This is a genomic window from Bartonella raoultii, assembly GCF_019659805.1.
Classification (GTDB): Bacteria; Pseudomonadota; Alphaproteobacteria; order Rhizobiales; family Rhizobiaceae; genus Bartonella; species Bartonella raoultii.
In genome coordinates, this window is the sequence record NZ_JAIFRO010000015.1 from 1 (window position 1) to 12631 (window position 12631).

Annotated in this window: 8 protein-coding genes, 1 tRNA gene and 1 pseudogene; 5 read left to right on the plus strand and 5 right to left on the minus strand. The window is 31.5% G+C overall.

Annotation, left to right across the window (positions count from 1 at the left end; all coding sequences use genetic code 11):
• Positions 1-48: 48 nt before the first annotated feature.
• Positions 49-252: a helix-turn-helix transcriptional regulator gene (locus K3248_RS08370; RefSeq protein ID WP_220717881.1), complete on the plus strand. Its 204-nt coding sequence runs from the start codon at positions 49-51 to the stop codon at positions 250-252.
• 99 nt (positions 253-351) lie between these two features.
• Here K3248_RS08370 and K3248_RS08375 read toward each other — a convergent pair.
• Positions 352-427, minus strand: a tRNA-Thr gene (locus K3248_RS08375).
• A 1619-nt stretch (positions 428-2046) separates the two neighbouring features.
• On the opposite strand from K3248_RS08375, the gene K3248_RS08380 reads away from it, so the two are divergent.
• The 4 genes from K3248_RS08380 to K3248_RS08395 are packed head-to-tail and all read left to right on the plus strand — an operon-like array spanning position 2047 to position 5397.
• Positions 2047-3480 carry an amino acid permease gene (locus K3248_RS08380; RefSeq protein WP_220717882.1) on the plus strand — a complete coding sequence of 478 codons (1434 nt, stop codon included), beginning with the start codon at positions 2047-2049 and terminating at the stop codon, positions 3478-3480.
• Positions 3481-3514: 34 nt separating this feature from the next.
• Positions 3515-4195 (plus strand): energy-coupling factor ABC transporter ATP-binding protein, encoded by a 681-nt coding sequence (locus K3248_RS08385; RefSeq protein WP_220717883.1) that lies wholly within the window; start codon positions 3515-3517, stop codon positions 4193-4195.
• Positions 4192-4842: an energy-coupling factor transporter transmembrane component T family protein gene (locus K3248_RS08390; protein WP_220717884.1), complete on the plus strand. Its 651-nt coding sequence runs from the start codon at positions 4192-4194 to the stop codon at positions 4840-4842. The genes K3248_RS08385 and K3248_RS08390 overlap by 4 nt, the downstream gene beginning before the upstream one ends.
• Positions 4843-5397 (plus strand): biotin transporter BioY, encoded by a 555-nt coding sequence (locus K3248_RS08395; protein WP_220717886.1) that lies wholly within the window; start codon positions 4843-4845, stop codon positions 5395-5397.
• A 1626-nt stretch (positions 5398-7023) separates the two neighbouring features.
• Here K3248_RS08395 and K3248_RS08400 read toward each other — a convergent pair.
• From K3248_RS08400 to K3248_RS08415, 4 genes and pseudogenes are all read right to left on the minus strand, one after another.
• The gene (locus K3248_RS08400) at positions 7024-7251 is read right to left on the minus strand and encodes a hypothetical protein (protein WP_220717887.1); all 228 of its coding nucleotides are present in this window, start codon (positions 7249-7251) and stop codon (positions 7024-7026) included.
• A complete protein-coding gene (gene bgtA / locus K3248_RS08405; RefSeq protein ID WP_220717889.1) occupies positions 7248-7910 on the minus strand; it encodes a gene transfer agent endolysin BgtA in 663 nt (220 codons plus the stop codon). Before bgtA ends, K3248_RS08400 begins: the two co-directional genes overlap by 4 nt.
• Positions 7911-10091: 2181 nt before the next feature.
• A complete protein-coding gene (gene virB11, locus K3248_RS08410) occupies positions 10092-11144 on the minus strand; it encodes a P-type DNA transfer ATPase VirB11 (protein ID WP_220717891.1) in 1053 nt (350 codons plus the stop codon).
• 9 nt (positions 11145-11153) lie between these two features.
• A pseudogene (locus K3248_RS08415) lies at positions 11154-11746 on the minus strand (TrbI/VirB10 family protein); the annotation flags it as partial.
• Between the last annotated feature and the right edge of the window lie 885 nt (positions 11747-12631).

Genomic DNA, 12631 nt, shown 5'->3' on the forward strand with positions numbered 1-12631 from the left:
GTCCCCACCCACCCATTTACATAACATAAAAAATAGAAAGGTAATGAAATGATATTTGATGATGGCGATAGATATGTAACAACCCGTGAATGTGCAGAGCTTTTTAGTGTATCAACGACAACGATTCGCAATTGGGTTCTTCAAGGTGTCTTTCCAAAGCCATACAAGTTGGGGAGAGCAGTGAGATGGAGAAAAAAAGAGATTCTAGCCTTCACTCCAAAGAAAAATACGGAGCAAATAACAACAAATTAGACAAAATTGTATAAACTGCAATAGGTGGACTAAAAGGTGGTCTAAAAACAAAGAATTAAAGAGAAAATCTATATATTTCAGTGCACTAAGCACAAAAAGTGGTGCCGCATGCCGGATTCGAACCAGCGACCCCATCATTACGAATGATGTGCTCTACCAACTGAGCTAATGCGGCAAAAAGCTTTGCCATAAATGAAATAAATAGTTAGTGTGAGGGTAATAGCTAAAAGAATAGACAAAAGCAAGTATTACATTTTGTTCAGCCTCGATCAGCTGTATCAAGCGATTGAGATAAGGGAAACTATGGAGAATGAGAAATCAAGAGAATATCTTGAGATAATAAGATACTGATGAATATTTTCATGAGTTATGATCGCATTTAGCTTTAGAAGTGGTATAAAATTACATTTTTAGGAAAATAATGTCTCAATCTATATAGAAATATCTATGGCTTCTATGGAAGAAGAGAATATGTTGGAAAAGTTATTTTTCATTTCTATAGGAATAGAGATTAAGAGAAGTAATTTAATAGCATTAAGATGCATTTATATTTTAAATAGATTTAACGGTTCTTGTTGGATGAAAGGCGCCTGATAGAACGAGAAATAACGTTAACTTATCAAGAAAAGCTTATTGTAACATTGTTTCGTATAGTAACAGATTAATGGAAAATTTTGGATGCGATATAGCAAAAATTTAATATTTTAACACTGTGATTTTCAGATTTATAAGCGCAAAGTTTCTTCTGCGGACATTGTTGCACATTCTCGTACCTAAGAGAGATATTTAATAATTTTGTTAACATTTTTAAGTTATTTCGAATAATGCTCTCTTGATCTTTTCAAGATATGATAAAGAGGGGGCAGAGAATATTCTATCAAACTTTCGTTATTTTCTATGGAATTTTAAAAATTTTAGTCTTCTTAAGAAGTATTGAGATTATAGCTGACATTTTTTGTATATAATTCACAGTTCTAAATAAATAAAGTGTTTGAAGAAGAATAGAGTTTATGAGCAGTTTTAGCCATTAAAAAATATTTAATTTCAATTTTATTCGTACAGATTTTTCTTTATAGATAGAAGAAAAAATTGAATTTTAAGAACTTATTTTTATGGTTAAAAATATATCATTATTTATGATTCCTACAGTAATTTTGTGTGTTAGTTGACATACTCATAATGAAAGCACGTCTAAATGGGTTTTCAAGCGTTCTCGGGAGAGGAAGCTTTTCTAGAGGGTGTTTTATTATGTACAGAAGATTTTAAAAGGATATATTTCAATATTAAATATATTGTCTTTTTGTATACGAAGTTTTATAGAAAGGCTTTTGTTTTTCATAATTTAAAATACAAAATATTATTGCTAAAGCAGCAAATATAAACCAAGCAGGTAAAGAAATGAGAATAATACAAATTGAGGACAGAAAAGCTGGAAGGGCATTATATAGAGCTTGGTCAAGGTTATAAATATCTGTTTTTAGAAGATTTACTAAAATTGTCTTGAGAGGTGTTGTTGTCCAATGTGCTGCGGAAATAGAACGCGTACTATCAATGACTGATATTATAATAGCCAATGTAGTAAAAATAAAAGCTATTAATTTAAGTAAAAAGCGGAGCATATTTCTTCTTATCAGTTTAACGGAATATTCATTTAACGTTTTAAAGAACAAGGAGTTGCATTATAATAAGAAGAAAAGTTTACATTCGTTTTAGTGTTTTTTCGAAGAGGAATCCATAAAAATATGTTTTTTCTTGGTGAAGGTTTATATTGAATTTTATAAGGAAATGAGAGGGATGATTGAGGAAAAATACAATGAATTGAAGCGCGGTCTTCAAAATCGCCACGTTCAAATGATTGCTTTGGGAGGCGTTATTGGAACAGGGCTTTTTTATGGGTCAACAGAAACTATACAATTAGCTGGTCCTGCTGCTATTTTCGCTTATTTTTTAGGAGGACTTATTATATATTTCATTATGCGAATGCTTGGTGAAATGTCCGTAGAAGAACCTTCTTCAGGTGCTTTTAGTTTTTTTGCTTATAAATATTGGGGAAGTGTAGCCGGTTTCATAACAGGTTGGAATTATTGGTTTCTTTATATTCTTGTGAGTATGACCGAACTTACAGTGATTGGATTTTACCTTGATCACTGGGTTTTGGTTGATCATTGGAAATCATCTTTTATTGTGCTTTTGTTTGTTACATTCATTAATTTGTTTAATGTGCGTTTTTATGGAGAATTTGAATTTAGTTGTGCTTTAATTAAAGTTGCTGCTGTTATTGGTATGATTATTTTTGGTATTTTTCTTATTTTTACGGGAATAGGTGAAAATCAAGCGGGCATTTATAATCTTTGGGAACATGGTGGTTTTTTTCCTTATGGAGCAAAAGGAGTTATTTTGGCTACTTCTGTAGTAATGTTTTCTTTTGGTGGGACCGAACTTATTGGCATTGCTGCTGGAGAAACATCTAATCCACAAAGAACAATTCCAGCAGCTATTCGTCAAGTTATGTGGAGAATTATAGTTTTTTACATTGGTTCTATCAGTGTTATTATGATAATCAGCCCATGGAATATAATTGGAAAAAACGGTAGCCCTTTTGTTACAATTTTTGAAACTATAGGAATTCCCGCAGCAGGTCATATTTTAAATTTTGTTGTTATTATGGCAGCTATTTCGGTTTACAATAGTGCTATTTATTCCAATGGACGGATGCTTTATAATTTAGCTATACAAAAAAATGCGCCGCATATTTTTAGTAAATTGAATGCTTCTCGTGTGCCGTATATGGCTATTCTTTTTTCATCAATTTGTACTGCGATAATTGTTGTGGTGAATGTTCTTGTACCTAATAATAGTTTTATGCGGATCATGGCTCTTGCAACAGCGGCAGCACTTATTACTTGGGCTATTATTATTATTGTACATTTGAAATTTAGAAGAGCACATAAGGAAAGAAAAGGATCATTTATTTATGCTTTCAATTTGTATCCTTATGCTAATTATCTTTGCCTTTTTTTTCTTGCTTTATTATTTTGTATTATGTTTATAAGCGGTTTTGGTCAGAATGGATTAATGTCCCAACTTTTTAATATGATAGGAATAAGAGTGCCTTCTCTTGAAACTTATATTCCTGCACAGATGCCTGATATGAGTTTGGCAGTTATTATTATTCCCCTGTGGTGCTTGTTTTTACTTTTCGCTTATAAACTCAAGCGCGTACGATAAGTATGGGAATGAAAGGAATTGGTTGGAATAAGTCTTGGGGATTATAAAGTTTGATAAGGTGACACAAATCTTTGATGATTTGTGTGTGTTGAAGAATATTACTGTACAGCTTACTGAAAGGCGCATTGCTATTATTGGTGCGAATGGTTCTGGAAAAAGTACATTTGTTCGTCTTATTAATGGCTTACAATTACCGTCTTATGGTTCTGTAAGCGTTGATGGGCTTGATACCAAGCGTGATGCAAAGGCGGTAAAGCGTAAAGTAGGATTTGTTTTTCAAAATCCTGATAATCAAATTGTTTTACCATTAGTAGAAGAAGACCTCTCTTTTGGCCTCAAAAATCTAAAACTTAGTAAAGATGAAATTAAGAAGCGTATAGATGAAATTTTACAGCGTTATGATCTTCAAGCTTTTAGAAATCATGCAGTTCATTTATTAAGCGGTGGACAAAAACAACTCGTTGCCATTTCCAGTGTAGTAGCAATGAAACCAGACTATATAGTGTTTGATGAGCCAACGACATTGCTTGATTTGCGAAATAAACGCCGTGTTACACAGGTAATAGAAGAATTATCACAAACAGCGATCGTTGTATCGCATGATTTGAAGTTTCTCAAAAAGTTTGATAGAGTATTAGTTTTTGATAAGGGTGAGATAGCAATTGATGATATCCCTGTTGTTGCTATCAAGGAATATATAAGGAGAATGTCATGATCGGTTTATATATTCCAAGGGATACCTTTATTCACAGGCTTAGACCAGGGTTTAAATTATTATCTCTTATGGGGTGTGGAACTGTTATAATAATGGTTTCATCCATACCTCTTCTTGGGCTACTTTTATTATTTGTTATTTTATTCTATAGAATAGCTAAAGTTCCTTTTAGTACTGTGATAAAGCAGTTTAAAGCGGTGGGATTATTTTTCATTCTTTTGTTTTTATTTCAGACTGTTTTTAGCAGTTGGCTTACAGGTGTCGAGGTCATATTACGTCTTATTATTCTTTTTTCTTTATCATCACTTATTTCATTTACTACAAAAGTTTCAGATATGGTGGCTTCTATAGAAGTAGGGCTTCAGCCTTTTCGATGCTTTGGTATAAATCCATCAAAAATAAGCATGGTTATCTCTATGGCTATCCGCTTCATTCCTCTTTTGAGTGAAAAATTTAATGAAGTACACGAAGCACAGCAAGCGCGTGGACTTAATACGAATATTATCGCTCTTGCAATACCTTTAATTATACGAACTATAAAAATGGCTTCAGAAGTAGCTGAAGCATTGGAAGCGCGCTCTTATGATACCGATAATGTTGATAAAATATCTAATAATAAAGTCTATTGCGTAATGAAAGAAGAATAAATGAATACAAAAGATTTAGTTTATATTGCTTTATTTGCCGCTATTTATGCTGTTTTGGGTCTTTTTCCTCCCATTTATATTCCTTTTTTTCTTGGGGTTCCTATTACAGCTCAGTCAATGGGACCAATGTTAGCAGGGGCTATAATTGGGGCAAAAAGAGGGGCTTTAGCATCACTTCTTTTTCTTGTCCTTGTTGCGATTGGATTGCCTCTATTGCCTGGTGGTCGTGGTGGAATCAGCGTTTTTTCGGGAGTTGCTAGTGGTTATCTCATAGGTTTTCCATTTGCTGCATTTTTTATTGGCTTAATGGCTGAATTATTCTGGCAACGATTAAATTTTATAACATTATGTATAATAAATATTGTGGGCGGTATAGGAGTTGTCTATGCTTTCGGTGTGCCATGGATGGCATATATGACAAGAGTTTCTGTACTAAAAGCTTTAATAGCTTCATCAGGCTTTTTGATAGGTGATGGCATAAAAGTATTGATTGCATCTTTTGTTGCACTTGTAATTAAAAAATCTATTCCTCTTATTCATCCAAAGAAAAAGTAGTTTTTTGCTTTGATTGAAAATTTTATATTATAGATGTTATAGATAAGAATGCAGAAAGTAGTAATATATACAATCACTCATCTTTGCTTATAATTTTATACGATCGAAGACACAATATAATAAAATCTTATTTTATATTATTTAATGATGATCCTAAAAAAGAAATGCTTTATAATTGATGATTAAATAGCTAAGCAAAAGTAAAAAATATTTATATGGTAATTTATACTATAGACATAAACATTATATATACAATCCGTATTTTAATAGGAGGTAAATATACAAAAAGATATGAATATAAGATATTACTTTGCTATATGCGTTATTATTTGATTATTTTCATTTGTTACAAACGCATCTGAAGTGACAGATTTTCAAGAAAAAACATCTATTACTGTGGATTCTACGATTTTTGTGACAGATTCAGTTTGTAATGAACAGACTCATTTTTTACTTAATAAAGTTATCGTTCCTGCTCATCCAGGTGACCATAATATATTTTGGAAAAATATAATATCCCTATTTCAGAAAGCAAAAATTGTATATCTCAATCTTGGGGGTTATCTATATAAATCTATATTTTCTATATTCAATTGGTAGGATAAAAACATATTATAGCATTATATTCGTTATTATTAAATAATATTGTCTTTTATTGAAAGCTATACCGTTTATAATGATATTTTTACAATTTAAGATTGAAAAATCTTAAATATCGGAAAAGGAGCGCAATTCTTAACTTCTATAAACATAGCTATCTTCTCCTTATAAAGGAGTACAGTTTTGAAAAGAAGAAAAAAGATTAATTACGAAATAATAATTAAATGTATTGCTATAGTATTGATTTATGTTTACGAGCAAAGAAAGCTTGTATGAATTTATTGTTCTTCACAATTTGATAGTGCATATAAGTTTTTTATTTCGATATAAATTATGGTTAAAAGATTGGTAGTTTGAGAAAAAATCTACGGAAGTGTTCAATGAAGTTAGCTAATCACCTTTTGTATGACTTGTAGATAGCGTTTTTATAAATATGCTAGATAAAAAGCGTGATATTTTGTCTGAAATTATGGAAAGAATAAAAATCTCTGTTTTTTAACTTGAAAGTGTATTTTCAATTATCATAAAATTTTAGTATCGCTTATAAGTTCTACAATTTTAAAAAGCTCTAAAATTATAGATTTTTAAAATTTTTAGAAATTTTACAAGAATTCTCTAGGCTCAATGAGCACATTCACCTTACGGATGATTAGAAAAAAATCGCGCTAAATCTATAAAAAAATACTATTTTTTAAAAGTTAGCGTTCTAAACATACAAGAATATCCTTATCATTAATATTGATATTTAAAATCGATATTAATATAAATTACGATGTATAGACTTTATTTTCTAGAGAAAAACAATATTTTCAATTTTGATAAATATTAATTACCTTATGGAAAAATTTTGCTTTGATTCTATAAATTTTGTATTTTTATTATTTTATTTTCTCTCTATATCCCCATCCACATAGACGCTCACCTTGCTTATTATGCTTTAGGATATCTCTTGCTAAATTGGGGCTAATGACATTAAGATCTTGCTTATTCAAATAAATTGGCATCCATCCAAGGCAAGATTTTTTTTCACTCGTCGCGCAGCCAGTTAGAGAGCTCAGTACGCACACCAGCATCACTTTTTTTATTAATTTCATTTTCTACCTCAAGCCGTGTTTTTGCTGTCTCTAAATTTTTCTTCATTTGCTTTTGTTGCTCACTTTTTTTTCCAAGAAAAAAGGCTTTTGCTAAAGCCATGAAAAAAGTCACGAAAACCGTTGTTATTAAAGTTAAGTATTTTTTTATCCATAAAATCATAAACGGTGCTCCTGAAAGCGTTTAGCGAGAAAGACAATGGCAGTACAGGCTGCCAAAACCATAATGCCTGCTAAAGCCCATTGAACAGGACCATTTCCTGCAAAAAGTCCTCCCAGCCCTGAAAGAGAACCTACAATTGGTGCAAGGGCTTCTGCTTTATAAATACCTGTTACACCTTCTTTTTCTACTTTGTGATAATTTGGAGACACATAAGCACCTCGAGCCCATAATCCTGCTTCGGCAACTCGACGATTAACAAGTCCTTGAATTTGTTTTCCACCTGCTCTTGTCCATTTCTGTAACTCAATGGGAACAGCTTCATAATTGCCTTTATTAAGCTTTTTTAAAAGTGTAGAACGATGAAAAGCTTCTGTTCCAATATTATAGCAAAATGATACAAGCGCAGCGAATTGCTCATCACTTAAAGGAACATTAACAGTTTGTGCGACAAAAGATTCAAATTGTTTTAAGTCTTTACAAAGAATTTTTTCTGCTTCTTCTTCTGTAATTTGCATGCCTTGATAAACACATGGAGCACCAGCAGCACTTGTATGTCCGTAACCAATTGTCCATACGCCAATAGAATCCTCATAGGCACTTAGACGCAAACCCTCCCATTGTTTAATCAATGCAAGTCCTTCCTGTGATATTTTTCGCATTATTTTTGATCCCATAAAAAACCTACGCAAAGTAGGATATGAATTGAAAATTTAAAACTTACACGTTCTCCATTCTCAAAAATGGAGCAGAAAAATAGTTTTATAAATTTAAAAAACTCCGCGATAGAGGACAGATCTGTATCGCTTTGTTACTGGAACAAAAGATGATATTAAATATCACCCGTTCTGTAGCAATTGCCTCCTTTTTATTAAAAATAACAATAATCTAAAATAGCAGCATGCTTTTCTAGATTTTTACTTCTGAGTAATGTGTGGAATACTTTATCATAAACCTTACGGACAAATTTTATAATAAATCGCTCTTATAGAAACATATTGAACAATAAAAACAGCCCAATAAAATTAAATTTACTTCTCATTGCCCTCAAAACCAATTGATATAATTTTATCTGTTTAATAAGAATTCAAAAATATACTATGACAAAACATATTAAATCTTTAGCTAAGTTCGGATTTTCCTTTCGTGCACTATGTTTAAGAAAAATCTGAATAACAATATTCAGCATGCATGGAAAAATTGCGGACTATAGAAAAGTTCATATCAATATCAAGGGTATAATCAATCATTGTATTTTCATTATCCTCTTCATTGATTTATATCCATTTCTTGCATTAGAAGTCTCAGTATCACTTACAAAACATATTTTTTATCAAGATAAAATTTTTATAAGGAAAAGTAGAGATTACAATCTTTGATAAAATAACAGGAATTAATTCTTGAAGAATTACAACAATGAATACCTGAAACATAAAAATTGTTATTAAAGCAAAAAAAGATATAAAGGTTAAACATTTTATATTCATTAAGTTATTTAGAATCAATATTTAAAATACATATCGCATTATACATACCTGGGTAAAGAAATCTATAGTTAATTTAAATATCCATTATTTTGCTCTCTAATTGCCTCAATTAGTTCAAAAAATAAATTCACGAAGAGGTTTAATGGAATATTGTTATAAAATGTCTATAAAAACTTTAAAGTAAAAATCATTAATAAATAACCTAATTTATATATAAAATGATTCTAATATAGAATATTTTTATTTTTTAATGTTAAATTTTAATATATTTTAACAAATTTAATAGTAATTCTTTTTATAAATTACATATATATTGATAGTTTTAAATAAAAAATATTGATAACTATTCTTATAAAGATAATGAGTGTCTCAAAAATATGTGTATGCTCTTGACCATTTCATGATATATAAGTTTTATTTTAATGGCTACTTTAAAATTTATTTTATGATGTGTATAAATGCAAAAAAATATCTATACAATGAAGATTTAATGCATAAATTATATCTGTGATCTCTTTTACAGCAAGGTATAAGAGATTCTTAACATATGGTTATTAAAATCTTTGATCTGATTTAGAATGAAGGTCTTTGAAACACATCAATTAAGTGGTCAGATTTTTTTTAGAGACAAAAGAAGAGAACATCGAAAGATTTTATAAAAGCTGCTTAAACTTTTATTAGAGCGCATTTCTTCTGTAATATTTTCAATGAATGTTCTTTTTACAATTTTTACTATTAACGAGCTTCAATCATTGTGTCAAAATTCATACGAACATATGGGATAGATTTACATGCGCGTGTGCATCATTAAAAATTGAGGCCCCATTTTTTCATAAGAAGCGGTTATTTATTTAAAAAGTTTTGATGCTGTCCGTGATAGTAGTTATTCAAAGAAAAATATAATATAAAGTGCGTTTAACGTTAAAGGCTTTGGGATATGATGTGCTCCTATTGCGTTTAGCATTTTCTTAACTATGATCTTATGCTATTTTCAATAGTTTGAAAGAGGTTAGAATAATCAATGTTTTCACGATAGGTTCTAATATTTATTATTCGGAGTTTTCTGTTGTTTGATGTATTGAAGAAGACTAATGTATTTCCTCACCGTTGCTAGAAAAAGAAGAAGATGACTACAGTCTATTTTTCCATATTTTTTTGCGTGATGAGAGTTTTTTTCCTTAACATTTTATGAGGAATGTTCTTTTATTTATTCACAAGCGTAGAGATGGTTCCTTTTGGTGGATAATTTACCAAAAAGATGAATAGGATCGCCTTCACCATCAAATTCTGTATATTTAGCTTCAAAATCAAGATAAATTCTCTCAAAAAAAGCTTTATTGGCATAAGGGGAGGGTATTAAAAAGCATCACGGCGTTTGAATGGATCATAGTAAATTTCTGTGACACGAAATTTTCCTTCAAGGCGCTTGCATTGGATGATGATATCTATCATAGAAATTAATAAGCTGCGGATATCTTCTCGTGCGAGATTACCGCCCCCCTCACTTTCCTTTACGAGAAGTGTCATTTGTTCAAAGGCGGCAAGTGCTGTTGAAGCGTGAACTGTTGTGATTGAACCGAGGTGACCGGAATTAACATTACGGATGTAGTAGAAAGCTGTTCCATCACGCAATTCTTGTAGAAGGATTCTATCGGGGCGCATGCGCAAGCCAGATTCAAGGAGTTCTTTTGCTCCGGCTTTTGCTAATCCTTGGTTATCTTTTGAATAAAAAAGTTGTACTTTGTTGGAATGGGGGACAACAAGTTCAGGGATATCTTCGATAGTGAGGATGCGTTCATAGTCAGGAATTTTTGCAATTAAAGCTTTAGAGAGTGTTGTTTTACCAGAACCGGTTTTTCCGGATATTAAGATATTTTGTTGGGTAACAACGGCTTTTTCTAAAAATTTACAAAAGTCTTTGGCTATAAAGAGATTGGTTAATTCTTTTTCTGTATCAGAGAGTTCATCTGATCGTTTTGGTATTTGTTCAAGGGGTGTAAAACTAACATTTTGCGTGACAGAGAACAATTTGTTTTCGTGTAAAGTTTCGAGCGAAAAAGTGCGTGATGCAGGTTTACGAATTGTCATGCTGATAGTGTTTTGAGCAACGGCGGGGGGCATAACAATTTGTATACGTTCATTATTGGGTAGTGTTGCGGAAAGAACGGGATTTTCTACGCTGATCTTTTGTGTGGTATAGGCAGCAACAACTTTTGCGATTCCTTCGAGTTCGCTATAGGTTAATTCTTTAATGGTATGGGTTTGCCAACCATTGGGTCCTTCAACGATAATTTCACCAGGACGATTGATGACAATTTCAAATAAATTCTCGTTATTGAGATAGTCATCTAATATTTTTAATTTGGTTAAAACGATAGAGGCGCGTTCTAAACTTTTTGTTGTTTGCATGATTCCTCTTTACTGAATTTGAGAATGATAGGAGTAGCCAAAGGGAGAAGGTGCAAAAGTATTATAATGTTTTCTTGTTATGGCTAATTTGTAAACGGATGAAAAATCGAGATCTCTTGCAACAAAAATATTGACGAGTTCCCTTTGGTATTTTTCTAAGGTAGGGGGATGTTGATTTGATTTTCAAGGGCAATACTTGCGGCATCTTTTCCAAGGCTGTTTGCTCCAGAGCCACTGGAACCTCCTGCATTGGGATTATCTTTCATATTATTTGTTAGGGTGGCTGTTGCGCTATCAATAACGGTAAGCAACAATGCAGAGCTAAAGTGTTCCCACCAATGTGTATTAACATTGCCATCAAAACCGGCTCTTCCTAAGTTATCGGTTGCGGGTGAGGCAAGAGGAATGATGATACCATTTGGTGTTTTTGCTCTGGTTCAGAGGACAAAGAGGCGAGATTGACCTTTTTTGAGCCCTCCGCGATATTCGCCAACCACTTGTGTTCCTTTATCAATGAGGACGACGCGGCCATTATCAGAGAGAATATCACGATTAATAATGCAGCTTATAAATCCGGGTTGGTCACTGCTTAATACTGTTTCAAATGTATAACGTATTATACAAAAAATACAATAAAGTCAATATGTTGAGTGGAATTATTTTATATGAATCCATCCTTTTATACGTGATTCATTTGATCATTTTTTATAAACAATTGCCATGTATGAATAGACCATAAAAAGCAAATCATGATACGAATATTATAACGCATGTGTATATTCAAATGAAATGAAAAGTAGCTATCATTCATAACAGTTCATAAATTTTATGATACGTTTTTATACTCACAAATCGCATTGTTTAAAATTTAGTCGTTTGAAATTTTTAATAACATACGTTTAAAGATCACAGCTTGTTTTAAAGATTGGATTGTTAATCGTATAAAAGAGATAAATTAAAGTTCGCCAAAATTGACGAGCGCAAAATCTAAAGATGTTATAGTAACCTTAATAAAGTAATCGTTTGAAACTTTTATACGCTTATAGGTTTTTATTTATAAGATTGCATAAAAAGATTTAAAGACAATATCGTTTTTATAACCACGGTATTTTTTTACCGAGGTACGAATAGCAGGTATGAAATTCAAAACGTTATGTCATATGAATTTGAAAGCCTTTTTATGACGTATGCAAGCAAGAGGGCAACCAATGTTTTAAAAGCACTCACCTCAAAATTGGGGGCAGCTCTTTAAGATAAGCAAGAAAAATTCAAAACCGTTATAATCTCAAAATATAGGATTTTACTCAATTTTGAGTCAAAAGCTATAATGTTTAAAGATAGCTCTATTTAAAAATCACGCCCCCAGAATTGAGATGGTTAATATTGCCAACTCAAATTTGAGCCGGCTAATTTTTAAAGAAATTAGATTTTAAAGAAAAGTGAAAATATGCATAGCATTTCTAAATGAACGTTTAATCGTTTGAAAC

Excerpts from the sequence above, each read along its gene's own strand:
- K3248_RS08370 (WP_220717881.1), top strand. The coding sequence starts at position 49 with ATGATATTTGATGATGGCGATAGATATGTAACAACCCGTGAATGTGCA.
- K3248_RS08380 (WP_220717882.1), top strand. The coding sequence starts at position 2,047 with ATGATTGAGGAAAAATACAATGAATTGAAGCGCGGTCTTCAAAATCGC.
- K3248_RS08390 (WP_220717884.1), top strand. The coding sequence starts at position 4,192 with ATGATCGGTTTATATATTCCAAGGGATACCTTTATTCACAGGCTTAGA.
- K3248_RS08395 (WP_220717886.1), top strand. The coding sequence starts at position 4,843 with ATGAATACAAAAGATTTAGTTTATATTGCTTTATTTGCCGCTATTTAT.
- K3248_RS08400 (WP_220717887.1), bottom strand. The coding sequence starts at position 7,251 with ATGATTTTATGGATAAAAAAATACTTAACTTTAATAACAACGGTTTTC.
- bgtA (WP_220717889.1), bottom strand. The coding sequence starts at position 7,910 with ATGCGAAAAATATCACAGGAAGGACTTGCATTGATTAAACAATGGGAG.
- virB11 (WP_220717891.1), bottom strand. The coding sequence starts at position 11,144 with ATGCAAACAACAAAAAGTTTAGAACGCGCCTCTATCGTTTTAACCAAA.